We start from the raw sequence: 25,801 nt of genomic DNA on the forward strand, positions 1-25,801 counted from the left end.
CACATCGAAAATGCCCTGTCAAGGCAGCTTTTCCGCCTTGACAGGGCATTTTCGATGTGGCGACCGTGAGGTGATCAGCGAGACCCTCCCCACCCCACCACCAAAGAAGCACAACCCCTCACCAGGCAACCAGCAACCGCTCAGGAGGCGACTCAGAAGCCCCACCCCGAAGCCGAATCTCCTCAAGAGGAGCAGCCAACCGCAACCCAGGCACCAACACAGCCAACCGCGACAACGCAACGTGCAACTGGGTACGAGACAACCCAGCCCCAGCGCAGTAGTGCACCCCGCGCCCGAACCCGACATGAGGATTGGGACAACGCCCAGGCACAAAAGAGTCAGCATCAACGAAGACGGCAGCATCCCGGTTGGCCGAAGCGGTGGACACCATCACCAGATCCCCAGCCCGAACAACAACATCCCCGAGAACGACGTCAGCAACAGCACGACGAGACCGCAAGGCATCCCCGAACCCGCTGAACCGGAACAACTCCTCCAACAACGTGGGAGTCAACTCCACCACGATGGACCCGTTGACAGCCAACAGGGTGAGCACAGCGTTGGCCACCGCGGCGACCATGGTCTCGTACCCGGTGACCAACAGCGTGGCAACGAGCCCGACCACCCGCTGATGATCGTCCGGAGTGGACGCCCGCAGAAGATCGGACACGACGTCGTCACCGGGCGCACGACACTTGGCCGCGACCAGCCCGGCGATGTACCCGAGCAGCTCCCGCTGAGCGACCTCGACCTCGAGCGCCGACGTGCTGTCGACGGCGAGCACGGTGGCCGACCAGGCGGCGAACCGCGCCTGGTCGTCCGACGGCACCCCGAGCAGGTCGCAGATCACCCGCATGGCGAACGGCTCGGCGAACCCGGAGACGAGATCGGCGGGAGCGACCAGAGCGGAGATCAACGCGTCGGCGCAGGCGATCATCCGCGGCCGGAGAGCGGCGACCCGCTGCCCGGTCAGCCCGCGGGACAGCAGGGCCCGCAGCGCGGTGTGCTCGGGAGGGTCGGTGGTGAACAGCACGCCGGGTGGCAGGGCACCGGGCCGGGCCTTCGGCGCGTCGGGAGCCGTCATGGCGGCCTTGCTGAACCGGGGATCGGACAGCACGACCCGCGCGTCCTCCCAGGTGGTGACCAGCCACGCCAGCGCACCAGTGGGCAGCCGGATCCGGCACACCGGCCGCGACGTGCGCAAAGTCGCGTACACGGCGGGAAGGGAGAGCGGCTCGTCGGGCAGGGCGAACGGGAACGCGAGGGCTTCAGCGGTCGACGATCGACCACCCCTTGCCGGACAGGCGTTCACGGGTTCGCTGGTAGGCATCGGAGACCTTCCCGGCCATGATGACCGCAGGCATCCGTGCGGGTCCGAGGTGGACGGTGCCGGTGAGCCGGCGCAGGCCGAGGTGCTCGAGAGCGGGAGCCGCGGAGGACGCGGCCGTCACCACCAGGTCGTCGACGGGTGACGAGCGGAACCAGTACGCGCACGCCGCCAAGCCAAGCACGGTGGAGACTCCGGCGCCACGGTGCGAAGGCACCACGATCTCGCGGCCGAAGGTCACGAACTCCGGCCCGAACCCCTCCAGAACGAGCGGGCCGAAGTCTTCTACCAGCTCACCCCGCTCCACCGAGTTCGACACCAGCCTGATCGCCCCGATCGGGGTGTCGTCGGTGTAGCAGAGCAGGTGCACCGCGCTCTCGTCGTACGCGTCCCAGGTGCTGACGCCGAAGCCGCGCAGGGCCTCGGCGTGGTACCTGGTGCGCAGGTCGAGCACGGCCGAGCGCCTGGGGAGGCTGTTCGCCTCCCGGACGCTCAGGTGTGATCCAGAACAGTGGCAGTCGACCACCACCGGGTCGAGTGCGTCCACTGCCTCGGCGGCCTCGGCGAAGAGGTCCCGGACGCGCGGACGCACGGATACCCCCTCGTCGAAGTCGTCGACTTCGATCACCTCGTCGTGAGGCTCACTTGACATAGTCAGGCGAGACCTTCGGCGGCCAGCTCGCCACGCTCAGCACGCCGAGGCTGTAGGCGCGGGACACCAGGGCGGCGCGGTTCGGCGCCTTCAGCTTCTTGAGCATCGTGCCCACGTGGTACTCGACGCCCTGCCTGCTCAGGAACAGGCGCGAAGCGAGACGCACGGTCGACTCGCCGGTCGCGATCCCCTCGAGGATTCTCGCGTCCAACTCGGTGAGGATCCGGTTCCGGTCGACGACGACGGCGTTCGCGTCGTCGTTCTTCTCCGGGTTCACCACCACGACGATGAGCGCGAGCTCACCGGACGGCGCGTGCACGGCGATGCCGGTGATGTCACCGGTGAACACCGCGTCACGAGGGCCGACACCGGCGAGGTGCTCGACGAACCGGTGGCGGCGGCCGTCGAGCAGGCGCTCGAACTGCCTGCGCATCGGGCCGTGCACACCGGGGTGCAGCAGCTCGTAGAAGCTGCGGCCCCGCAGTGTCTCGCGGGAGTGGCCGAACTGCGCGACGAAGTCGTCGTTCGCCTCCACCACCCGCAGCCTCAGGTCGAGGCTGGCCAGGCACAGGCCCGAACGCTCCAGCAGCGACCTGAATACGTCGATGTCGGCGACGGCGTTGTCACGAGTGCCGGCATCGGAATGGTCATAGGCGAGAGTACCAGCGGCAACAGTGTGCATCGGGAGTATCCCTCTCGAACTCAGTCGATCCCGACTCTGCAGGAAGAAATCGGTTTGCGACGAACTTCGCTAATTCGTGATTTCGAAGCTGTCGACGGGATCAATCGTATGAAGATCACACTTGCCCGGTCAATAACGGCACCTAATGTTGTGGTCGCCCCCCACGGGTGGTTCGGGCAGACCGAACCACGACCCCTGTGCGGGTTCGGTTGGGCCACTCAGCCTACCTGGATCGACCCCACGAACCATGCTCTGACCTGTGGTTTTGACACCGAACCGCACCAGCGTGCGGAGACCGTACCACCGCACCGCGCGGGTGCGGCCCGTTCGGTGGTTCGGTCTCCGATCGGCGTGGCTGTGCGGGTACCCGCATGCCGCCCAAACGGTTTCTTGGTAATCACTACGCCCTGCCGGAAGCCGGGCGGACGGCTTCGGGGTGGGCTCCGGCGAGCGCCTCGGGCAGCTCGGTCCTGCGGCGGATGCCCAGCTTGCGGAACGAGTTGGTCAAGTGCTTCTCGATGGCACGGCACGTCACCTGGAGGATATCCGCAATTTCCTGATTCGTATGACCATCGACAGCAAGACAGCAGACCTTGTACTCCGACTTGGTGAGCGAGGCCTTCACACCGGGTGCGTCCGCGGTCTCGAGCTCCTCGCCGGACTTCGCCACCAGCCAGTTCGCCCCCGCGCGCAGCGCCAGCTCCTGCGAGCGGCGCAGGTGGTCCCCCGCGCTCGACTCGCCGTCGGCGCGTTCGCGAGTGCCGAGCTCGAGCAGCGACTTGGCCAGTTCGAAGATGTTGCCGGACGCCCCGAGCACCTCGACCGACTCGCGCAGCAGGTCGAGGCCGTGCGGTCCAGGAGTCAACCTGCCCAGCGCGCACAGCGCCCGCCCGACGCCGGACGGCGCGCCCCACGCGACGGCACGCGCCCGCGCCTCGTCGGCCAGCTCCATCGCGGCGTCCTTGTCGCCGAGCCGCGCGTTGAGGCTCGCCGCCGTCAGGCGCCACGGGAACAGCACCGGGTTGCGCCACCCGGCCCGGTCCAGCGCCCGCCCGCACTCGAGGTAGTACTCCAGCGCGCGGTCGAGCTCGCCGCTCAACGCCGCGGCCGACCCGTGCAGCATCCGGTACACCGCAGCCAGGCAGGCGTGGTCCGTCCGCTCCTGGTTCAGGTCGAGCAGGCGGGAGATCAACTGCGGTTCGCGCAGCTCCAGCGCGACGGCCGCGAGCCCGACCGCCGCGGTGGCGGTGGAGCCCTTCCAGTCCAGCGCGGTCAGGTCGAGCGCGTCGTACGCGGCGGCCCGCGCCTCGTCCAGCCTGCCCAGGTGCAGGAACACCAGTGCCTGCTCGGTGCGGATCAACGCGTGCTCGATCGTCACGTCCTGCAGGCGCGCGCGTTCCAGCGCCAGGTCGAGCCACGGCGCGAGGTCGTCGAGCGAGTCGGCCGCGGCCATCGACGTGACCAGCAGCGGCAACGCCGTGTGCACGTGGCTCGACGTCGCGGGCTCGTGGTCGAGCACCCTCCTGCCGAGCCGCGCGACCTCGTCGGCGGGCAGCTTCGCGGTGAGCATCGCCGCGTCGAGCAGCACGACCAGCAGCTCGCGTTCCGCGCCGCTGCCGACCAGGTCCTGGTCGCCCAGTGCGAGCAGCCTGCGCACCGAGTCGCCCAGCTGGGCCGGGTCCGAGTGCCACGAGTACCGCAGCCGCGCCTCAAGCCGGAACGCCAGCTCGCGGTCGACGCCGGCGAGCATCACCGGGTCGCCCAGCTCGTCGGCCACCCGTTCCAGCAGGTCCCGCACCGGGCGGGACGCACCGACGAGCACCGTCGGCGCGATCCGCACGACGGCCGCCGCGCGGTCGCGAACGGTGCGCAGCAACGGGACCGCGTACGAGATGTGCCGCACGGACGCGGACGCGTCGAAGCCGCGTTCGGCCGTCGCGAGGTCGACGAGCAGCCGCGCCCGGTCCTCGCCGTCGGGTGACGCGTCGAGCAGGGCCCGCCGCAGGTAGCGCGCCGCGACCTCGGGCGCACCGCGGCGCATGGCCGTGTCGGCGGCCGAACGGAGCACCTCGATCGCCCACCAGTCGTGCTGCGAGGTGATCGTCATGAGCTGCGCGGCGACCTGCTCGGCCGGATAACCGCTGCCGTGCAGCAACTTCACCGCGCGCAGGTGGAGCTCCTCGCGCTCCTCCGCGGTCATCCACTCCTCGATCGCGTCCTGCACGACGAGGTGCATGAAGTGCGGCTGCTGGTCGCTCTTCAGCAGGCCCAGCTGGTGCATGGTCCGCATCGCGGTCGCGGCACCGATCGCGTCGAGCCCGGCGAGGTGCCCGATCAGCTCGACGTCGACGTGCTCGCCGAGCACGGCCGTGGCCCGCGCGAACGACCGCACCGGCTCGGACTGCGTCTGGAGGCACTGGATCAGCCGTTCGCGCAGCTGCGCGGGCCGCAACGACCGCACCATGTCGACGTGCCGCGCGGCCGGGGCGACCCCGGAGTACGCGAGGTTGAGCAGGACCGACATGAGGAACATCGGGTTGCCGTCGGTGGTCTCGTGGCAGGCGAGCACGAACTCCTCGTCCGGCCACTCCCCCGTGTGCGTGCTCACCAGGTCCGCCGTCGCGCTCACCGACAGCGGCGCCGGGCGCAGCTCGTGCTGGCAGAACGACGTCAGCTCGGTGACCAGCGGCCGCTCGGTGCGGCTGTCGCCCTCGCGCACCGCGGTCACGAGCAGCACTCGCAACGAGTCCAGCCGCTTGGACAGCCTGCTGAGCCAGCGCAACGACGGCTCGTCGACCCACTGCAGGTCGTCGATCAGGATGAGCGACGGCTTGTCGACGCTGATGTTGCGCAGCAACGCGGTCAGCCCTTGCAGCGCCGCTTCCTGCATCATCACCGGCGGCGCTTCCGGCGCGGCGGGCGCGTCGTCGGCGAACACGACGCGGGCGAGGCCTGCGGGACCGGTGAGCCACCGCTCCTCCAGCTCGGGGACGGCGCGCGAGAGCACCGGGTCGAACAGCTGCCGCACGACGCCGAACGCGAAGTCCTGTTCGAGCGACGACGCGTTCGCCCTGATGACGCGGAACCCCTCGGCCGCCTCCAGCGTCGGGATCTCCTGCAGCAGCGCGGACTTCCCGTTGCCGAGCGGTCCACCCACCAGCAGTTGCGACCCGCTGCCGGAGTGCGCGTCACGCAGAGCTCTGCTGACCTGGTCCAGCTCGCTCTGCCGCTCCAGCAACACGGCGTCTCCTCCCCGATCTTCGTGCATTGGGCGTTAGTTCGTACTCGCGATCAGGGTGCGGGCCCGGTGCGCGAGACCCATCGCGCCGTGCGCGGCGGCGACGCGCTCGGCCTCGACGAGCAACGAGCGCGCGTCGCCCGCCACCCCCGCGGTCAGTCGCGCCTCACCGAGCTCGATCAGGGCGTTGGCGTACCGGATCGGCGACGGGGCGTGCCGCAGGATCGCGACCGCCTGCTCCATGTGGGCCAGCGACTCGCTGCCCTGCAACGCGATCGCGGCGCAGAGGTGCGCACCGCCGGTGCTGCTCGGGTCGCCCCACCTGCGGGCGAGCCTGATCTCCTCGGCGCACATCCGCGCCGCCTCCTCGTGCCGTCCGCAGCCGCGGTACGCGATCGCGCACATCGACCGCCAGCCCAGCAGCGCCGGGTTGTTCCAGCGCCGGGCGAGCATCCGCCGCCCGGTCTCCTCGAAGATCGTCGCGGCGGCCGCGGCGTCACCGCTGGCCAGCCGCACCATGCCGCGGCCGAACTCGAAGAAGTTCCAGGAGAACCCGGCCTTCGCGGTGGCGGGGAACTCGGTGGCGAGGATGCGTTCCGCGGCCTGCACGCGTCCGCTCTCCATCGTCAGCGCCAGCTCCAGCCCGACGAACGCGGGCCGCACCACCGGGTGCCACCGATCGATGGGCAGCTCCTCCAGCGCGCGTTCGAGGTCGATCGCGGCGTCGCCGAGCAGGCCGTGGCGTGCGTACGCCTTGGCGCGGTTCATCAACGCCCACCCGGCCGTGGCGGGCACCTGACGCCTGCGCGCCTCCAGCACGACCGCGTCGAAGGCGGTGATCGACTCGGTGAAGTCACCGGTGTAGATCAACGCCCGCGCGGCCACGATCCTGGGGTACAGCAACGAGTCCCGCACCCGCGCACCGGCGAGCGCGGTGCGCGCGAGCCGCCGGGCGCGGTCGATGTCACGGCCTTCGGCGACGGCTTCCCACGACGCGATCGCGGCCTGCGCGGGATCGGTCGGCTCGTCGGTCAGCGGCGGGAGCGCCGCGGGGCTGAACTCGCGCTGGTCGTGCGGCGCCTCGTCGGCCATCCAGTAGAGCGCGCACATGGTGTCGCGCTCGGCCGGGTCCAGGTCGTGTCTGGTGTGGACGGACACGATCGCCTGCTTGACCAGGTCGCAGTTGCCCCTGGCGAGGAGCAGGTCGACGGCGGCGAGCCGGTGCCGCGCGAGATCGCGGCCTCCGGTGGCGAGCGCGGAGCTCAGCCTGCGGTCGCCCGCGTCCGGTGACAGCGCCGTCTCGACGGCGCCGCATTCCACGAGCAGCTGCGCGCGCTGGGCGGTGCTCACCGGTTCGAGCAGCGCGCGGTCCAGCAGCCGCACCGCGTCCCGGTGGTCACCGCGTTGCTTGTGGTACTTCGCCGTGCCGCGCAACGAGTTCAGCGCCCACGGCGTGCCGACCGGTGCGGCGCCGAGCAGCAGCCGGGCGACGGTCTCGTCGGCGAGCGCGGCTCGGTTCGCCAGCTCGGCGGCCTTGCCGTGCAGCTCCTCGCGGTCCGCGCGGCTGGCCAGCGCGAGCACCCGGTCCGCGACGATCGGGTCCGCCAGCTTCGGGTCGGTCCGCTCGACCAGCATGCCGGAGGCGCCGAGCACGTCGACCTCGTGCGCGAACGACGACACGAGCCCGGCGATCGCGGCGGCGTCGTGCGCGTCGAAGACGTCGTGGCACACGGCGATGGCCTGCAGCAGCCGCCTGCTGGTCCGCGGCAGCGAGCGGATGCGCAGGTCGACGCGGTCGCGGATGACGGCCTTCGCGAGGTCGCCGACCCGCGGCACCACGTCCGCGTCCGGTGCGACGACCGTCCTGGTGAGCCAGGTCAGCACCTTCCGCACCACCGCGGGCAATCCGCCGGTGTGCTCGTACAACGCGTTCACGAACTCGGGAGCGGCCTGCCGGGAGAACACGGCCGCGACGACGTCCTCGACGCCGCCGCGGGTCAGCGGTTCCAGCTTCAGGTCGTGCGTGGTCGCGCTGTACGACTCGAGCTCGGCGGTGATCGTCATGCTCGGGCACAGCACGCTCGCGCCGACCGCGACGACGATCGGGACGTGGTCCATCCGGCGCACGAGTGCCCTGAGCAGTTCGAACGACGCCCGGTCGAGCCACTGCGCGTCGTCGACAACGATGACAACCGGTTGCTGATGGGCCAGGTCGAGAACGGATTGGCAGAGGGGGAGCACGACGTCCGCGACGACGCGCTGCGCGTGCGCCTGCTCGCTCGGCGCCCACTCCTCGACGCCGAGCGCGGCGAGGAACTGCCACGCGACGCGGAACTGGGCGGTCGCCTCGTCCGGTGAGCACCGGGCGCGCGCCACGATCGCGCCCCGCGCCCGCGCCTCGGTCGCGAGCCTGCCGAGCACCGCGGTGAGCCCGCCACCGGGTGAGGCCTTGACGTGCACCAGCGACGATCCGCCTGCGGCGAGGTCGTCGACGACGCGTTCGACCAGCGCCAGTGCCTCCCCCCGCTCGACGAGCAGACCCGCCCAGCAGTCGTCGGGCACCTTCTGCAACGTCATCACCGGCTGCCAGCGGGGCTGCGGCGGTGCTGGATGGCCTTGGACAGGTCGGACCGCCGTGCCACGCCGAGCTTGCGGTAGACCCTCGTCAGGTGCACCTCGACGGTGCGCAGCGCGACGAAGAGCCGTTCCGCGATCTGCCGGTTGCTCGCGCCCGCCGCCGCGAGCTCGGCGACCCGCCGCTCGCTCGGGGTGAGCCCGACCAGGTCGACCCGCTCGGCCTGCTCGGGGATGCGCATCCGGCCGCCCGCGCCGAGCAGCAGCTCGCGCGCCTCGTCGGCGAGCGGACGGTGACCGCAGCGCAACGCGAGCCCGACCGCGGTGCGCAGGTGCACGCGCGCGGCCTTCTCGTCGCCCAACCCGAGCCACAGCCGTCCGGCGAGCACCTCGGCGCGGGTCTGCTGGATGAGCGCGGGCACGCTGCCGAAGTTGCGGGACGCGGCGGTCGCCAGGTCCGCCGCCGCCGTGCCGGTGGCGACGAATCCCCTTGCCAGCTGGGAGAAAGCGAGCGTCTCCGCGCTGTTCCAGCACCCGGCGAGCTCCTCGGCGACGCGTGCGGCCTGCTGCGCGTCGCGGTCACGTCCGGTGAGCGTCGCCGTGAACGCGAGATCGACCCACAGCGGCACCGCCGACGGGTCCTGGAGCCCGGTCTCCCGCATGACCCGCCCGCAGCTCACCATGTTCTCGATCGCCGAGTCGAGGTCCTGGCGGGCGTAGGCGATCCAGCCGCACACCCGCAGATACTCGCGGTGCTCGCTGACCCGGTGGCTCACGTCGGTCGGGTCGAGCGGGCCGAGCAGCTTCTCCGCGCGCTCCACCTGGCCCAGCTGCAACGCGATCCACGCCAGCGCGATCGACGGGCGCGGCACCTCGTGCTGCCACGAGCCGTCCTGCACGACGAGCACCGCGTCGTGCGCGTCCTGCTCAGCCCGGAAGAGGTCGCCCATGGACATCAACACGGTCGCGCGCTGGGTCAGGGTTCGACACCGGGCCAGCTCGTCCCCGTTGAGACTGAAGGCTTCCACCGCCCGGTCGAGCACGGCCAGCGCCTCGTTGGGCTCACCGGCGCAGCGCAGCACGGTCGCCGCCGACAGCATCGACCAGTCGGTGAGCGTGAGGTCGTCGGACACCGCGCGCCGCGCCTGGTCGAGCGCCGTGCCGAGCGGCCCGCCGCCGCGCATCGTCGCCTCGGACAGCACGCCGAGCAGGCAGCGTTCCGCGGTCGTGTCGCCGCGCGGTGGTTCGAGCGCCCGCGCCCGCGTCACCGCGTCGGCGGCGGTGGTGCTGTGGCTGAGGTCCAGCGCCAGGCCGGACGCGTCGAGCAGCGCGCGCAGGTCCGTGGGCCGGTCGAGACCGGCCGTGTCGAGGTCGCGGCGGGCGGCGTCGAGCAGGCTGCGCGCGTCGTGCGCCATCTTCCAGTCGCGTGCGGTCAGCGCGAACTTCACCGCGAGACCGGCCCGCAGCGCGGGATCCGCGGTGTGGTGGAACGCTGCCGCGAGATGCTCCGACGCGCTCACCGGGTCCTTGCGGGAGAGCTGGGTGGCGAGGCCGATGCGGACCTCGACGTTGTCCGGGTCGCGCTCGACGAGCCGTTCCAGGTACTGCGCCGCGGCCTCGGGAGCACCGCGCGCGGACACCGTCGCCGCCGCTTCCATGAGCACGTGGGACATCCACGCCTCGTCGATCCGGTCGAGCTGGACCAGCTGGCACGCCACGTCCTCCACCGACCGGCCGCCCTCGTCGAGCAGCAGCGCGGCGCGCATCCGCAATGCGGTCAGGTGGGCAGGGTCGAACACGGCGAGCACGCACTCGCGGAACCAGTCGCGCAGCGGGTGCGGCAGGCCGTGGCCCAGCAGGTGCTCGCGCTGCAACGTGTCGATGGCGTCGAGCACGACGCGGGACGCGACGCCCGCGAGCGGCCCGACGAACTCGGGGTTCATCCGGCCGAGCACGACGACCGCGGCGGCGACCGCGCGCACGTGGTCCGGCTGCTCGACCAGCCGCGCGCGGACGACCGCGCCGACGGCGTCCCTGGGGAACACGGCGATGCGCAACGTGCCGGTGTCGTCCGGTCTGACGCCGCGCGCACGCAGGTCCGCCAGCAAGCTCGTGAGGTGCCTCGGGTTGCCGCCGGAGAGCCGGTGGCACGCGTCGACGAACGCCGCGTCGGGGGCACCGCCCAGTACGAGCGACACGAACTCGACCACCTGCGCCCGGTTGAGCGGACCGAGGTCGATCACGTCGCAGCACCACATCGCGACGAGGTTCGCGATGACCCGGTCGATCGCGGGGCCCGCGGGCCCGGTGCCGCGCGACATCAGCACGGACACGGGACGGTCCGGCACGCGGCGCACGAGGAAGTCGAGCAGGCGCACGGTCGCCGCGTCGCACGCGTCGAGGTCGTCGAGCACGAGGCACAGCGGTGCGCGGTCGGCCAGGTCCGACACGTCCTGCCACAGCGTGCGGAACAAGGAGTACAGCTCGCCCGGTGCCTCCGGCGCCTCGGGCACGACGATGCCCGCCGGCGCGAGCAGTCTGCGTGCGACGGCGAGATCACCCTGTTCGCCACGGCCGACAGCGGTCAGCACCGTGCTGCCCAGCTCGGTCTCCTGCGCCGCGACACGGCGCAGCAGCGCGGTCTTTCCCGTCCCGCCTGGTCCGCGCAGCAGTACGGCTCGTGCGCTGCCCGTGCGGGCAGCGGCGGTATGTCGTCTCAGGATGGACAGGGCGCTCTCGCGACCGATGAGATCGGTTGCGGTGCGCCCCTCGATGTTCACCGCGACGACCCCCTCGGACCGACCTGGACACGAAACATGTTCACGAAGTAACTGCTTCACCGCCTAGAGTGACCGGTTTCAGCCGATCATAAGCACATCGCGTGAAGATGTACCAAGCGCGTGAGACATGTACCAGGTTCTGACCAGGCGATTCCGTGATTCGCGGAATCAGTACCGGGAAAATCCTCCGAGAACACGCCGGGTAACGGCGCAGGTCAAGGGCTAGTAGCGCGCCAAATGAGACGCTGAGGGCTCGCACAACTGTTCCGGAACAACCACGAAACCGAACTTCGAGACGAACTGATCGAATTCATCGTCGAAGAGTCTTCCGTCTCGATTCGTGTCCGTGAAGAGCCCCCAGCCCTGCGCGCAGACGCGAGCGACGGTGCACGCGGTCGCGTCGTGGACGACCACGTCCGGCACGTCGTCCTCGAAGTAGCCGAGCACGACCGCCACCGGCTCCTCCGCGTCGTCCAGGCAGCCGACGACGTCCCAGTCCTCCCCGTTGACACCGGATAGCGCGAACCTCGAAGCGACCTCGGCGCTCGTGACGTACGTGACGCGGTACCCGCGTTGGACCAATTCCTCGACGACCGCCAGCACGGGGAGCGCTTGCGCCTTCTCCGGATTGGCGAAGATCGCGACATGTCGTCTTGCTGTCGACGCCTCGCTCATCGGTGACGTCCACCTCTCTGTGAAACTCCGGTCCGTCATTCTGATGTGTCCGTGAACGAAGGATGAACCGCAGGCTTCTCCACCATAGCGAGCGGCTGATCGCACAATCCAGCAGCCCGCGGGTATCCTTCGGCACGTAAAACCGGCGTACGAGTCGAAAATGTTTCCCCGCCCTAGCACCGCGAAGCTAGGGAAACACCTAGCAGTAATAGCCCGCAGCGCCTTGTGGCGCGGGATGGCTGGTCACTAGGCGTCGCTCGATCGTGTCGAGCATTGTGACCGAACGATCGCACTCGGTGACGACCCGGCGTTGCGCGATGCGCAACCGGGCCGGGCGGCGGTGGAGATCGACTCCGCCGCCGCGCCGCCGGGGGTGCTGCGTTCTTCGACTCGGGTCACGAGTGGCATCACGGCCCCTTCACTAGGAATCACTCTGAATTCTCTCGTTTCCCGCACTAGTGAACTCACCGAAGATGCACGGCCATCATCGAAAGAACGTGAACGCCGATAGGGGAAGGCGATGGCCACCATCATCAACACGAAACCGCCCGCACCGCTTTGGCTGCGGGAACTCGCGTCCGCGCGCACCAACTACGAGGAACGCCTCGGCTGGCCGGTCGCGATGGAGGTGTCCCGCAGGCGGCTCGTCCTGCACGTCGGCCCGGCACTCGGCGCGATCACCACGACCCCGGCGACGGGCAGGCGCCTCCTCGCCGAGCTGCGCGCCGCCGGCCTCGCCGGTCCCGTGCTCGCACCTGCCGGCGGCCGCTGGACGTTCCTGACGGGACCGTCGCTGCACCAGCAGCCGGTGCTGCCGATCGCGCTGGGCGCGGCGGGCGTCCACAACGTCCCGCGCGGCCGGACCGTGACGCTGCCGCCCGATTTGCTCACCGCCGACTGGGTGGCCGCACCGACGCATTCCCTGCCTCCCTGGTCGACCGTCATCCGCGGCGCGCGCCGAGTTCTGCGTTAGTCGTTTTTCAGCCGGGTGAACGTGCCTGGGCGGTTTTTCGCGTCCCGCCCCGCCCAGTGCACCCGTCCGAGGGATGGACATCGCGGACCGGGAAATGCCGCCCTGAGGGTATTGCACCCGCGGCTGAGGAAGCCCCTAGTGATCTTCGCCCGGCACCCCTGTCACCCCCCTATCTCCACGCAAAGCGCGACTCCGCTCTCGGGTACGCCCCTGGCCGGGCCGTTCCGACAGCAACCTTGTCGAATGTCGAAAGAAGCCCTAGACCGCGGCGCGCGGCACCGGCAGGCCACCATCGCATCCCTCGAACATGAGGACGTTTGCGCAGGCCACACCGGCTGAACGCCTTCTCTTTCATCTCATTTCACTTTGCCCAGCACCGACAAATCAATGCAATTGCGGTCAAGTTCAGAATTTCGCGGAACGGCGAAAATCAGATCGCATGCAGCGGTGCTCTCCACTACGCCTCGGACGCGGAGAAGTTCGTCCGACCGGCCTCGTGACGGCCCTCAGGAGCCGATCACAACACTGGGCAAATTCACATTGCCGATCCGGCTACATTCGGAGACACGAGACAGTTCACCAAGGTCTACGCACGTCACGCAGAAGACAACATCTGCACTGGACCCCTCATTCCACCCGCTGAATCCCGTCCTTCGACGTCGACGTATGCCCGGATCTCCCTCATCACCTCGATCCGCGGCTCCGCGCAGTAGGCACAACACAGGAGAACTCCGAAATGCAGCCCACCACGAGCCTGACGGCCAATCCGCTCACCTGGGACTCGCTTCCGGCGGTGCAGCAGCCGAACTGGCACGACCACTCCGAGTACAGGCGTGTCTCGATGGAGCTCGCGGCGGCGCGGCCGCTGGTGACAGAGTCCGAGGTGGGTGCGGCGGCGAGGGCTCTCGCCGAGGTCGCGGCCGGAGACGCCCGCGCGCTCCAGATCGGTGACTGCGCCGAGAGCTTCGCCGACGCCTACGCACCGCGCACCGCGGCGAAGGTGGCCGTGCTCAACGACCTGGCCGACCGGTTCACCAAGCGGGTGGACCAGGAGGTCCTGCGGTTCGGCCGGATGGCCGGCCAGTACGCGAAACCGCGTTCCAGTCCGTTCGAGGTGGTGAGCGGCGTGGAGCTCCCCGCCTACCGGGGTGACATGGTCAACGCGGCCGCGCCGAACGTCTTCTCCCGCCAGCACGACCCGCGCCGCATGCTCCGCGGCTACGAGGCGAGCGCGGACATCCTCGCCGACCTGCGCACGCACTGGGACAAGGACGCGGCCCGCCGCGGCCCGTGGGTCGCCCACGAGGCGCTGCTGCTCGACTACGAGGGCGCGCTGGTGCGGTCCGGCCGGTCCGGCGACTACCTGTCGTCCACGCACTTCCCGTGGATCGGTGAGCGCACCCGTCAACTCGACCACGCCCACGTGGCACTGCTGGCGTCCGTCACCAACCCCGTCGGGTGCAAGATCGGCCCGACCGTCTCCCCCGCCGAGGTCGTCGAGCTGTGCGAGCTGCTCGACCCGGAGCGGACCCCCGGCAGGCTCACCCTCATCGTCCGGATGGGCGTCGCCGCGATCGCCGAGGCGCTGCCGCCGATCGTGCACGCCGTGCGCCGCGCCGGGCACCTCGTCGTCTGGCTGAACGACCCGTGCCACGGCAACACCGTCAAGACCGACTGCGGCCGCAAGACCCGCCTGCTCGGCGACATGATCAATGAAGCCACGCTGTTCCGAAATATCCTCGAGAGCGCGCACCTCCACGCGGGCGGGCTCCACCTCGAGGTGGCCGCTGACGACGTGACCGAGTGCATCGGCGGTTCCGTCGCCGACGCGCGCGCTCTCGGCGAACGGTACGAGTCGCTGTGCGACCCGCGCCTCAACCCCGACCAGGCGGCCGAGCTCATCGACACCGTCTTCTAGCACCTCCCAGCACCGATCCCCCCATCGTCGCGCGGGCTCCCGGCCAGGCTGGGTGGCCGGGCCTCGCGCGGCACACGGCGAAAGGCGCACTCCGCTCGGGGGAGTGCGCCTTTCGCTCGTCCTCAGGCGGTGCTGGGCAGGTAAGCCTGCAGTTCGGGTGGCAGGTCCTTGCGGTATCTCACGTTCAGCTTCCGGTAGACCCGCGTCAGGTGCTGCTCGATCGTGCTGGGCGTGATGAACAGCTTTCCGGCGATCTCGCGGTTGGTGTAGCCGACGGAGGCCAAGGCGGCCACCCGCCGCTCGGCGTCGGTCAGCGACGCGATGGGCCCGGACGCCTCGAAGTCGGCGTCGGCACCACCGCTCGGCGACAGCTCCTCGCACAGCGGCAGGGCGTCGCAGGCGTTGGCGACGCGCCACGCCCGCCGCGCGACCGTCCACGCGCGACGGTGCTCGCGCAGCTCCTGGTGCGCCCGGCTGAGGTCGGCCAGCGCGCGGGCCAGCTCGTACTGGTCGTCGCACTCCTCCAGCACCGCGACGGCCTCGGCGAGCACCGGCGGCCGCCCGGACGCCGGTGAGATGGCGGCGAGCAAACGCAAGGCGGCGCCACGCGTGCGGGACGCATCGGGTCCCAGCAACGACAGCTGCTCGTGGATCAGCCGGGACGCCTCCTCGCGGTTGCAGCCCTGCCCGATCCACGCCTCGGCCGTCGCGGTGCGCCACGGCACGAGGCCCGGTGCGTCGACGCCCCAGTCGGTCATCTGCTCGCCGCACAACAGGAAGTCGTCCATCGCCGCGTAGTGCCGGTTGACCGCGAGGTAGTGCAGCCCGCGCGCGTAGGTGTAGTGCAGGCCGTACCGGCTGCGGAACACGCCGTCCGGCACGCGTTGCTCCAGCAGTCGCGCGGCCTCGTCGTGGTTGCCCATCCTGGTCGCGGCGGCGATGGCCGTGCCGAGCGGGAAGCCGACGCCGATGCCCCAGCCACCACGCGGCATCACGGTCAGCGACAGCTGGGCGTGCTCGAACGCCACGGTCAGCTCGCCCCTGCGCAACGCCGCCTCGCCGCGCACGGCAGCGTAAAGCGCTTGTGCCGTCTCGGTTCCCCGGCTCATCGCGTCCGCGAGCAGGCGGGTGGACCACGTCTGCGCGAGGTCGAGCCGGTCGGAGTAGACGAGCACGTGCAGCGCGGCCACCGCGGAGTCGACGGCCCACGTGCAGCTGTCGCTGATCCGCGCCGTGTGCAGCACCTGCTCGGCCAGCGTCACCGCCTGGCCGGTCGGGCCGTTGCCGAGCACCGACGCGAGCGCCGTCACCGCCCTCAGCGGCGGGTTCGTGCTGGGTTCGTGCCGCGGCCGGTCGCGGTCGGCGAGTGCGGGATGCACGCAGTAGAGCCAGGTGTCCAGCGCGTCGACCTCGACCGTCGCGGTGTGCCGGACGCGGTCGAGCGCCTCGATCGCGTCCGCGGTGTGGCCGTGCCACAACAGCGGGCCGATCATGCCGGCCACGTCCCGATCCGCCAGGTGCCCCAGCCGCATGTCGGCGACCAGCGCGGGCAGGCGGCGCGCGGCCGCCGCGGGGTTGAGCCGCGTCTCGACGCGCACCAGCTTCACCGACGTGGAGCCGCGCACGCGCGGGTCCGCGCTCACCCGCTGGGCGATCGTCAGGTACCGGGCGGCCGTCTCGACCTGCTCCTCGCGCAGCGCCTCCTCGGCCGCGTCCTCGAACACCGGGATCATCCACGGGTGCTCGGAGTGGTCGGCGAGCACGAGCAGCGGCGCGACCTCCGTCGCGGGCGCGCCCTCGTCGTGCAGGAGCAACGCGGCGGCGAGGTGCAGCTCCTTCCTGTCCTGTGTGGACATGTCGTCCAGCACGGCGGTGCGCGCGGCCGGGTCGCGGAACGCGCCGTCGGCGAGCAGACCGGCCTCGCTCATCGTCCGCACCGCGACGTCGACGACCTCCTCGTCGACGCGCGCGAGCCGCGCCACCGCCGAGCGCTTGCCGAGCACCGCGAGTGCGCGGGCGACGGGCAGCACGTCGGGCGCGCAGCGGTGCAGGCAGCTCACCAGCGCGCGCCGGAAGTTCGAACCGACGCAGTCCCCGTCCTCCTCGAACGCCTTGACCAGCAACGGGTTCCCGCCGCTGACGGCGTGCAGCTCCGGGCTCAGCCCGCGCAACGGGGCGACGTCGACGCGGTGGCAGTGCGGGTGCCGCAGCAGCTCGGTGTGCAGCGGCGAGTGCGCGAGCTTCGGCGCGGAGGTCTCGGTGAGCACCACCATCAGCTTCTCGGACCCGCACCGCCGGATCACGTACTCCAGCCACTGCGCCGACAACAGGTCGGCGTTGCGGACGTCGTCCACGCCGAGCAGCACCGGGCGGTCGCCCACGACGTCGAGCAGCGCGGCGCACAACGCGTGCAGCTCGCGCACGAGCGCCTCGCCGTCCGGTTCCATCGCGGCCTCGAGCACCCTGGCGAACCGGCGCAGCGCTGCGGGTACCCGCAGACCGCGGTACAGCTGGCGCACGACGCCGAACGGCAGCGACTGCTCTGCGCGCGAGCAGTTGGCCTTGAGCAGGACGAAGCCGTCGTCGACGGCGTGCCGCGCGAACTCGTGCAGCAGCTCGGTCTTCCCGCTCGCGACGGGACCGGAGATGAGCGCGACCTGACCGTTGCCCGCCGCGCACTTCACGCGCAACGACTCGAGCACAGCCCACTGCCCGTCCCGCTCGACCAGGTTCGGCCTACCGGACATGTTCATGAACCTCTGGTTTCCCCCGCAGCTCGCCTCAACCGCATGGTCACAGGCCGGGAGCCCCGGTGTGCGAGGACAGCAAGCGATCTAGGGGATCTACTGGAACGCGTCACCGGTCGGCCGCGACGAGCGGTGCCGCGGCGGTCGTCAGCGCACCCAGGTCGGACAGCGCGTCGAGCGGCTGGGGCTCCACGACCCACCGCAGCCCGGTCGCGAGCACCACACCGGGCAGCGACGGTAAGGCGACGTGCTCGCCCCTGCGGACGACCTGGTGGTCGCACAGCGGCGCGTACGAGGGCCGGACGAGGAACGTCCAGCGGCTGCCGATCGCGTCGCTGAACACGGCGCAGCGGACGTCGGCTGCCAATGCGCGGCTGAGCACCGTTCTCGCCTCGTCCGCGGGCACCACGAGTGCGCTGATGAGGTCACCGATGAACACCCTGGCGCTGTTGCGCGCCGGGTCGGCCACGACGGGCCAGCCGAGCCGCTCCCGGTACCGGGTGCACACCATCTGCAGCGTTGGGTCGATCCGCACCACCCCAGCCTGCCCGCTCCGATTCCGGGGAATCCCCAGACAGTTCGGCGGCGAATGAGACGGGCGGTGGCTCCGGCGGCGGAGTTCGAGTTGCGACGGCGAAGCCACCACCCGGAGGTGGTGCGTCCTGCAGCGCACCGTCTCCCAAGGTGCCAGGAGCCGGACAGAACCGAAAGTGGTTCGGATGCAAACCAAGTACAAATCCCACACATCTGCGCCGTTCCACTGTGGACGTGGAATCGGCGCACATGTCGAAAACCGTTCGTGGTTCTCGGTTTCGCCGCCTCAGGGAATGACGACGGTGCGTGCTCCGGCACGCACGTGCATGCGTTCGCCCTGCGGCCCGAAGAGGCTGAGGATCTCGACCGGCCGCGCGTCGGCGTTGCCGAACCAGTGCGGGACGCGCGTGTCGAACTCGGCCGCCTCGCCGCGCTTGAGCACGATGTCCTGGTCCCCCAGCACCAGCCGCAGCCGTCCGCTCAGCACGTAGAACCACTCGTAGCCCTCGTGCGCCCGCGGCTGCGGATCGCGCTGGTCCTCGAGGATCGACTTGAAGCACTGGAGCCCACCGGCCTGCCGGGTGAGCTTGATGTCGGTCCGTCCGCCTCGGACGATCGGCTTCTGGTGGACCCTCGGGTCGCCGGTCGGTGGCGCGCCGACCAGTTCGTCCAACGGCACCCGGTGCGCCCGCGCCAGCGGCAGCAGCAGTTCCAGCGACGGCCTGCGCCCGCCGGACTCCAGCCGGGACAGCGTGCTGATCGAGATCCCGGTCGTCTTCGCCAGCTGGGCGAGCGTCGCCCCGTTCTTCAGGCGCAGCGCGCGCAGTCTCGGTCCCACGTCGTTCAGCACCTGTTCGAGGTCGTCGCTCATCGGTCTATTGCAGGATCGGCAAACAGAGTTGTCAAGTCCGCACTCAGGGGCGCACCTTGGAGTCATGGATGTTGTGGTGATCGGCGGCGGGGCCGCGGGCTTGAACGGGGCGCTGGTGCTCGGACGGGCACGGCGCGAGGTGCTGGTGGTGGACGCGGGTGAGCCCCGCAACGCACCGGCGGCGCACATGCAGGGGTTCCTGTCGCGGGACGGCATGCCGCCCGCCGACCTGCTGGCCGAGGGACGCCGGGAGCTCGCGGGCTACGGCGTCGAGGTGGCGACCGGGCGGGTGTCCTCGGTGACGCGCGACGACGACGGGTTCGTCGTGACGTTCGGCGAGCGCACGGTGCGCGCGCGGCGGTTGCTCGTCACGACCGGCCTGACCGACGAGCTGCCGGACGTGCCGGGCGTGCGGGAGCGCTGGGGTCGTGACGTGATCCACTGCCCGTACTGCCACGGCTGGGAGGTGCGCGACCAGCCGATCGGCGTCCTGGCGTCCGGTCCGGGCTCGGTGCACCAGGCTTCGCTGTTCCGGCAGTGGACGTCCGACCTGGTGTTCTTCGAGAACTCCATCAACCTCACCGACGACGAGCGCAAGCTGTTCGCGGCGCGCGGCATCCAGGTCGTGCCCGGTGAGGTCGAGCGGCTCGTCGTGTCCGGCGACGTGCTGACCGGGGTCCGGCTGCGCAGCGGCGAGGTGGTCGCCCGCTCGACGGTCGCCGTCGGCCCGCGCATGGTCGCCAACTCGGCGTTGCTGACCTCGCTCGGCCTGGAACCGACGCCGCACCCGATGGGCGAGTTCGTCGAGTCCGACCCGTCCGGGCTCAGCAGCGTGCCCGGCGTCTGGCTCGCGGGCAACGTGACCGACCTCGCCGCGTCCGTGATCATGGCCGCGGCCGGCGGAGCCAAGGCGGGCATGGCCATCAACTTCGACCTCCTTCAGGAGGACAACGCGTCGGTCTCCGCGTAGCCGAACGCGGGTGGCACCGGTGCACCGCCGCGCACCGCGAGTGCCGCGTCCACCGCCGCCTTCAGCGCGGTGCGGAACAGCAACGAACCGGTGCTCACCCGACGCACGCCCCTCTCCCACAACTGATCGAGCGTGAGCTCGCCGGAGTGCAGGACGTTGACCGGTGCCGGCACGGCGTTGGTGAACGCCTCGATGCCGGTCAGTCCCGGCACGAAGATGCCGTCCGCGCCCGCGTCGAGGTAGCGCAACGCCCGGTCCTTTGTGGACTTCTCATCGCGGTGCAGCCAATGCGTGTCGATGCGGGCGTTGAGGAACACGTCCGGTGCGCGTTCCTTGACCGCGCGCACGAACTCGGCGCGTTCGACGGGGTCCTCGGCGCCGTCCTCGAGGTTGACCCCGGCCACGCCGAGCGAGGCGACGAGGTCGCCGACCGCGGCCGGGTCCGAGCTGAACCCCATCTCGACGTCGACCGACACGTGGCACGGCAGGTGCCGCAGCCTGCACGCGAGCGCCACGGTCTCCGGGCGCGTCATGCCCTCGGCGTCCGGGATGCCGAACGACGCGGCGACACCGAGGCTCGTGGTGCCGACCGCGGGGAACCCGGCCTGGACCAGCGCGGCGGCGGACGCGTGGTCCCACGCGTTGGGCAGCAGCAGGAATCCGTCGTGCAGTTCGCGGAACGACGGCGCGAACCGGTGCGCGAGCTCCCGGCCGGGACACGCGTGCCTGCCGCGCCCGAACGGCGCGCCGGTGAGGTCGACCTCGATCCGTTCGCCCTCCGGCGTGACCCGCCTGGTCACCGGCACCGGCGGGTCGAGCCGTCCGGCGCGGAGGTGCTCGATGAACGCGTCCGTCGCGCACGACTGCACCAGCAGCGCGATCTTGGCGGCGGTGACCTCGTCTCGGGTGCCGCACAGCGCCACGAGCCGCTCGACCGCGGCATCGGCGTCGGCCGTGATCGGCAGGTGCGGCTGGTACGAGGCGGCGATGGCGTCGACGCCGTCCGCGGGCAGGCCGAGTGCGGCCGCGATCGCGTCGACCGGACGACCCTGCGGCGTCACGTCGAGCTTCGCGAGCAGGTCCTCGGTCAGCGCGCGGCGACGGCGGTGCGTCTCGCCCTCGCTGAACCGCACGACGGTCGCGCGCAGCCACGCGACCCCGGTCGTTCCGGCGGGGACGGAGGGCACCTCGTACTCGGACAGCGGATCGGTCATGCCGGGAACGCTAGGTCCGGAACGTTTCGGCCGGCGCCGAAACGTCGCGGGCGCAGAATGGCCGCATGACGCAGGGAGAAGACCTCGCACGACTGGCCGGTCTGCTGGCGGACCGGACGCGTGCGACGTTCTGCCTCGCGTTGCTCGACGGCCGGGCGTGGACGGCGAACGAGCTGGCCGCGCACGCGGACGTCGCGCCGTCGACCGCGAGCGAACACCTGACGAAGCTGCTGGCGGGTGGCCTGCTCGTCGACCGCCGTCAGGGACGGCACCGGTACGTGCAGCTCGCCGACCCCGAGGTGGCTCAGCTGCTGGAAGACCTCACGGGGCACCTGACGCCCACGCCGCCGCGCGGGCTCAAGCAGGCGACCGCCGGCGTGGCGATGGCGCGGGCCAGGACCTGCTACGACCACCTGGCCGGACGGCTCGGCGTCGCGATCACCGACGCGCTGACCGAGCGGGAGCTGCTCGACCAGCGCGACGGTTTCGGGTTCACACCGCGGGGACTGGTGTGGCTGAAGGAACTGGGCGCTGATCCTGTCGCATTGCGCACGAAACGCCCGCTGGCCAAGGCGTGCCTCGACTGGACGGAACGCCGCACCCACCTGGGCGGCACAGCCGGTGCGTTCCTGTGCACCAGGTTCCAGGACAACGGCTGGATCCGGCGCGTCGGCACCAGCCGCGCCGTGCGGCTCACCCCGGAGGGCGAGACCGCACTGCACTCCCTACTCGGCATTCGATCTTTATGAAGGGAGCTTTCATCAAGCTGAGGTTGATGAAAGCTCCCTTCATAAAGATCACTTCACCAGGGTGAAGAACTCCCGGATGTCCTCGACCAGTGAGTCCGGCGCGGCCATCGCGACCATGTGGCTCGGGCTCTCCCGGTCGCCCCAGTGCACGATGTCGTTGTTCTTCTCCGCCTGCTCGCGGAACGGCCCGCCGTGCGACACCCCGGTCGGCACGACGTCCTGACTGATCGGCATCCCGGCCTGGCCCTCGTAGTAGGTCCACGACGACGTGCCGCCGGTACCGGTCAGCCAGTACAGCGATGCGTTCGTCAGCACCTGGTCAGGGGTCAGCGCATCCGCGCCGCGGTCGAACTCGCGGTACCGCTCCACGAGGTAGGCGAGCTGCATGACCGGCGAGTCGGTGAAGCCGTAGCTCAACGTCTGCGGCCGCCTTCCCAGGTACGCCCCGTACCCGCTGCCCGCCGACGCCCAGTCCACGTTGGCCAGCATCTCCTCCATGCCGAGCCCTCCGGTGATGTGCGACCCGATCACGCGATCGGGTGCGTGCGCCGCGAGCTCCGGCGTCACCATCGCGCCGGCGTCGTTGCCGTGCGCGCCGTACCGCTCGTAGCCCAGTTCCTCCATCAACTCCGCCCACCTGACGGCGACCCGCTTGATCGTCCACGGCTCGTCACCCAGTGCCGAGAACCCGAAACCGGGCAGCGACGGTGCCACCACGTGGAAGTCGCGCGTCAGCTGCTCGATCACCTCCACGTACTCGAACACCGAGTTGGGCCAGCTGTGCGTGATGATCAGCGGAATCGCGTCGGGGTTCTCCGACCGGGCGTGCACGAAGTGGATGCCGTCGGACGTCCTGAACTGCGGGAACGCGTTCAGCCGCGCCTCGACCGCCCGCCAGTCGAACCCGTCGAGCCAGTGGTCGACGAGCGCGCGGAGGTCCGCGACCGGGACGCCGCGCTCGGCGCCGGGCAGGGTGGCGGGCCAGCGGGTCTGGGCGAGCCGGGCGCGCAGGTCGTCGAGGTCGGCCTGCGGGACGTCGATGCGAAAGTTCTCCATGCCGAGAACTGTAGGAACGATCTAGGTCAGTTCGTGGCCTAGTTCCAGAACGAGCAGTGATGTTCTTCAGAAAGATCCACGGGACGGACCGCGCCGGGCGCCAGCGACTGCACGTTCCGGCCGTCGAACCGGGCCCAGCCGGGGTCGCCGGTGGCCGCGAACCGGCCCCAAGCGCGGATCATCTGGTCGGCGAGTCGCTGCTGCTCCGGCGTGAACACGGCCTGGAACCCGGCCACGTCGAACAGGTACGCGAGCTCGGACGAGTGGAACGCACCGCCGGGAACGTCCTGCGGGAACGGGAAGAAGCCGGTCGGGGCGCCGCGGTCGGCGAACTCGTAGCCGTAGGTGGCGGTGCGGCGGGCGAGCAGGCGGTCGTCGGCCAGCTGGCCGCACGCCCACACGCGATCGGTCAGCACCGCGGACCACGCCAGTCCGGGCGTGCCGTGCGCACTCGACGGGTACTCGGCCGCGATGCGGCCGGCGTCCGCGCCGAACTGCTCGGTCAGCAGGGCCCGGTAGGTCTCCTCGGTGAAGGGGCGCGGGCCGAACGCGGCGGTCAGCCTGCCCTCGTCGCGCGTGTTGCCCCACAGCACCGGCACGCGGTTGAACCTGCCCTGCGCCAACGCCTGCCGCGGGTGCAGCGGCAACGCGGGACCGCCGTAGGTGATCGCAGTCGGGTTGGCGTTGGCCTCGTGCGGGGTGAGCGCTTCGGCCGGAACGCGGCGGAGGCACTCGACGTCCGCGCAGCCGAGCTTCGTGGCGACGTCCACGCCACGGGCCTGCGAGTCGCGCAGCGAGATCCACGGCGAGCCCGCGGGTGAGCCGTGGATGACGCCGTGCACCGGCCAGGTCATCGAGCACGAGCCGCTCTGCGCGATCGCGCGGTGGAACAGTCCGGCCGACAGCGGCGAGGTGACCTGCGCGCACACGTCGAACGCGCCGCCGGACTCACCGAAGATCGTCACGTTGCCGGGGTCGCCGCCGAAGCGCGTGGCGTTGCGCCGCACCCACCGCAGCGCGGCCTGCTGGTCCTCGATGCCGAACGTGCCGGAGCCCGCGAGTCCGGGATAGCCGAGGAACCCGAACGCGCCGAGGCGGTAGTTGGTCGTCACGACCACGACGTCCGCACCGACCGCGAGGCGGTGCGCGTCGAAGTCCGCCGCGGTGCCGTAGCTGTTGCCGCCGCCGTGCAGCCACACCATGACGGGCTTCTTCGCGCTGCTGGTCTTGGTGCCGCGCGGCGTGGTGACGTTGAGGTACAGGCAGTCCTCCGTGGTGCTCGGCGTGCCCGCGCCCGCGCTCTGCGCACAGCGGCTGCCCGGCTCGGTGGCGTCGCGGACGTCCGTCCACGGCGTGACGGGCCGCGGCGAGCGGAAGCGCAGCTCCCCCACCGGTGGCGCGGCGAACGGGATGCCTTGGAACGTGCGGTGCTCGCTGGTCACCGTGCCTCTGACGGCGCCTGCTTCGGTGCGCACGACCGCACCGTCGCCGGAAGACGCCTGCGCCGTGCCGGTCAGCAGTCCGGCCAGGAGCACGCCCACCCAGATCTTCCTCATGTCCATCTCCTCGTGTCGGGTCCCTGCACGCACGTCGAACGGGAGGAGCCATTTTCGACATCGAGTTGACCGGGGCCGTGTCGTGTTTCGGCTGATGCCTGACACCGCTGACCGTAGGTTCGATCACCCGAACATCATCATTCGTGATGAAGAACCTGGGTTGGTCCTGGCGTCGTTCCATCCGCTCATGTCAACGAGTACGCAGCGACCGTTGATTCACTGCGTACCGAAGCAGTGGGATGTAACTAAGCGAGGGGGTAGGACCGATGGTGGAGAGGAAGCGTTGAAGGTCCCGATGCAGAAATGACGTGGTCATGGCGGACTTAGCCAGTAGGAAGCGGGCAGCGTGGGTAGCAGCTGGCGGGCTGGTGGCTGGTGTGCTTGCCCTGTTAGCAAACGTCGATGGCGCTTGGTCTTTCGGCGAAAGACTGTTCGGTGACACCAAGAGCACGGCAACAGCTCCCCAGACAGGAACAGCACCGCAGAACACGCAGGCCACCACGACTTCAACCACAGTCCTGACAGTGGCGCCCAGCGCTCAGGGCCCTGAGTCGGCGAAGACCACAAACCAAGCATCGACCACAGCCGCGAATCGGCCACGCGGACCGCTCTTGATCAGCTTCGCGTTTGCCGACGGTCTGGCCGTAGGAAAGGATAAGGCCAGAGCATGCAACACAAGCAAGGTGTGGTGTGTCATCATCAAGGATTCTGTCTCGAATGACTCCGGATGAATCAACTCCGGGTGCACCCTGTCGTGGCGGCTCTACACGGACGGATCACAAGCTCCAGTAGAGAATGGCTCAGTGCCGTGTAATAGCTTCTCTGGCATACGGCTCGGCGTGAAGAAAACGATGCCCCAAGGGGGTTACCGTCTCGACGCCGATGTTGAACTGAACGACGGCTTTAAGGGGTCGGGTTCCTACAGCTTCGCGATGGTCGACTGACGCCACAGACGACATCCACCAAGCCACCCGCGAACAGCACGACGGCGACGTGGCAGCTGTTCAGCCGCCAAGGGGGACAGGACGAGTCATGCGCCCTGCCGGCAGGCCGTGGCAGAGAAAGTCGCCGGAGGTTCGCAAGCAGAAGCCTCTGTGAGTTCCCGCTATGCGTATATTTCAAGATCACCCTCGACTCGGACAACCTGCGGCGACTCCACTAGATGTGATGTCCAGGGAGGTTGGTCAGCCGGGTGATGGGTGGCTTGCCTCCGATGGCTGAGTGGGCTCGGTGGTGATTGTAGAAGTGCAGCCAGCTGGGCAGGGCTGCTCGTCGTTCGGTTTCT

18 protein-coding genes are annotated in these 25,801 nt (G+C 70.3%); 4 read left to right on the forward strand and 14 right to left on the reverse strand.

Annotated elements, in window-relative coordinates:
• Positions 1 to 118: 118 nt before the first annotated feature.
• The 7 genes from FKR81_RS41645 to FKR81_RS41675 form a co-directional block, all read right to left on the reverse strand.
• Positions 119 to 1,330: a cytochrome P450 gene (locus tag FKR81_RS41645; RefSeq protein ID WP_186763495.1), complete on the reverse strand. Its 1,212-nt coding sequence runs from the start codon at positions 1,328 to 1,330 to the stop codon at positions 119 to 121.
• Entirely contained in the window at positions 1,269 to 1,979 is a 711-nt protein-coding gene (locus FKR81_RS41650) for a GNAT family N-acyltransferase (protein WP_146360920.1), read from the reverse strand. The genes FKR81_RS41645 and FKR81_RS41650 overlap by 62 nt, the downstream gene beginning before the upstream one ends.
• Positions 1,969 to 2,661: a PAS domain-containing protein gene (locus tag FKR81_RS41655; protein ID WP_146360922.1), complete on the reverse strand. Its 693-nt coding sequence runs from the start codon at positions 2,659 to 2,661 to the stop codon at positions 1,969 to 1,971. The genes FKR81_RS41650 and FKR81_RS41655 overlap by 11 nt, the downstream gene beginning before the upstream one ends.
• A 400-nt stretch (positions 2,662 to 3,061) precedes the next feature.
• A complete protein-coding gene (locus FKR81_RS41660) occupies positions 3,062 to 5,902 on the reverse strand; it encodes a helix-turn-helix transcriptional regulator (RefSeq protein ID WP_146360924.1) in 2,841 nt (946 codons plus the stop codon).
• A gap of 33 nt (positions 5,903 to 5,935) precedes the next feature.
• The gene (locus FKR81_RS41665) at positions 5,936 to 8,476 is read right to left on the reverse strand and encodes an AAA family ATPase (RefSeq protein ID WP_146360926.1); all 2,541 of its coding nucleotides are present in this window, start codon (positions 8,474 to 8,476) and stop codon (positions 5,936 to 5,938) included.
• Positions 8,476 to 11,253, reverse strand: coding sequence for a helix-turn-helix transcriptional regulator (locus tag FKR81_RS41670; RefSeq protein WP_186763496.1), 2,778 nt, complete (start codon positions 11,251 to 11,253; stop codon positions 8,476 to 8,478). The genes FKR81_RS41665 and FKR81_RS41670 overlap by 1 nt, the downstream gene beginning before the upstream one ends.
• Before the next feature lie 222 nt (positions 11,254 to 11,475).
• A complete protein-coding gene (locus tag FKR81_RS41675; protein ID WP_146360931.1) occupies positions 11,476 to 11,928 on the reverse strand; it encodes a hypothetical protein in 453 nt (150 codons plus the stop codon).
• A 520-nt stretch (positions 11,929 to 12,448) separates the two neighbouring features.
• Here FKR81_RS41675 and FKR81_RS41680 point away from each other — a divergent pair.
• Both FKR81_RS41680 and FKR81_RS41685 read left to right on the forward strand, forming a co-directional pair.
• Positions 12,449 to 12,901, forward strand: a complete 453-nt coding sequence (locus FKR81_RS41680; RefSeq protein WP_146360933.1) for a hypothetical protein — start codon at positions 12,449 to 12,451, stop codon at positions 12,899 to 12,901.
• Positions 12,902 to 13,637: 736 nt separating this feature from the next.
• Complete coding sequence (locus FKR81_RS41685; RefSeq protein ID WP_146360935.1) at positions 13,638 to 14,819, forward strand: 3-deoxy-7-phosphoheptulonate synthase; 1,182 nt, start codon at positions 13,638 to 13,640, stop codon at positions 14,817 to 14,819.
• Positions 14,820 to 14,941: 122 nt separating this feature from the next.
• Here FKR81_RS41685 and FKR81_RS41690 read toward each other — a convergent pair whose 3' ends face one another.
• The 3 genes from FKR81_RS41690 to FKR81_RS41700 all read right to left on the reverse strand — a co-directional run bounded on the left by FKR81_RS41690 (position 14,942) and on the right by FKR81_RS41700 (position 18,971).
• A complete protein-coding gene (locus FKR81_RS41690) occupies positions 14,942 to 17,566 on the reverse strand; it encodes a helix-turn-helix transcriptional regulator (RefSeq protein ID WP_186763497.1) in 2,625 nt (874 codons plus the stop codon).
• A gap of 109 nt (positions 17,567 to 17,675) precedes the next feature.
• Entirely contained in the window at positions 17,676 to 18,101 is a 426-nt protein-coding gene (locus FKR81_RS41695) for a hypothetical protein (protein WP_146360939.1), read from the reverse strand.
• Between the two features lie 285 nt (positions 18,102 to 18,386).
• On the reverse strand, positions 18,387 to 18,971 hold the full coding sequence (locus tag FKR81_RS41700) for a helix-turn-helix domain-containing protein (RefSeq protein ID WP_146360941.1): 585 nt from the start codon (positions 18,969 to 18,971) through the stop codon (positions 18,387 to 18,389).
• Between the two features lie 64 nt (positions 18,972 to 19,035).
• Here FKR81_RS41700 and FKR81_RS41705 point away from each other — a divergent pair, with 64 nt between their 5' ends.
• The gene (locus FKR81_RS41705; protein ID WP_146360943.1) at positions 19,036 to 19,941 is read left to right on the forward strand and encodes an NAD(P)/FAD-dependent oxidoreductase; all 906 of its coding nucleotides are present in this window, start codon (positions 19,036 to 19,038) and stop codon (positions 19,939 to 19,941) included.
• Here FKR81_RS41705 and FKR81_RS41710 read toward each other — a convergent pair.
• The gene (locus tag FKR81_RS41710; RefSeq protein WP_146360945.1) at positions 19,911 to 21,155 is read right to left on the reverse strand and encodes an isocitrate lyase/PEP mutase family protein; all 1,245 of its coding nucleotides are present in this window, start codon (positions 21,153 to 21,155) and stop codon (positions 19,911 to 19,913) included. The two genes, FKR81_RS41705 and FKR81_RS41710, sit on opposite strands and share 31 nt — an antisense overlap.
• Before the next feature lie 65 nt (positions 21,156 to 21,220).
• Between FKR81_RS41710 and FKR81_RS41715 the strand changes: the two genes are divergently transcribed.
• Positions 21,221 to 21,904, forward strand: a complete 684-nt coding sequence (locus FKR81_RS41715) for an ArsR/SmtB family transcription factor (protein ID WP_146360947.1) — start codon at positions 21,221 to 21,223, stop codon at positions 21,902 to 21,904.
• Between the two features lie 48 nt (positions 21,905 to 21,952).
• Here FKR81_RS41715 and FKR81_RS41720 read toward each other — a convergent pair whose 3' ends face one another.
• From FKR81_RS41720 to FKR81_RS41730, 3 genes are all read right to left on the reverse strand, one after another.
• Positions 21,953 to 22,960: an epoxide hydrolase family protein gene (locus FKR81_RS41720; RefSeq protein ID WP_146360949.1), complete on the reverse strand. Its 1,008-nt coding sequence runs from the start codon at positions 22,958 to 22,960 to the stop codon at positions 21,953 to 21,955.
• 38 nt (positions 22,961 to 22,998) lie between these two features.
• Positions 22,999 to 24,516 (reverse strand): carboxylesterase/lipase family protein, encoded by a 1,518-nt coding sequence (locus tag FKR81_RS41725; RefSeq protein WP_146360951.1) that lies wholly within the window; start codon positions 24,514 to 24,516, stop codon positions 22,999 to 23,001.
• A 1,158-nt stretch (positions 24,517 to 25,674) separates the two neighbouring features.
• On the reverse strand, positions 25,675 to 25,801 hold a 127-nt coding region (locus FKR81_RS41730; RefSeq protein ID WP_146360953.1), incomplete at its 5' end, for an integrase core domain-containing protein.

This window comes from Lentzea tibetensis (assembly GCF_007845675.1).
GTDB classification, from domain to species: Bacteria; Actinomycetota; Actinomycetes; order Mycobacteriales; family Pseudonocardiaceae; genus Lentzea; species Lentzea tibetensis.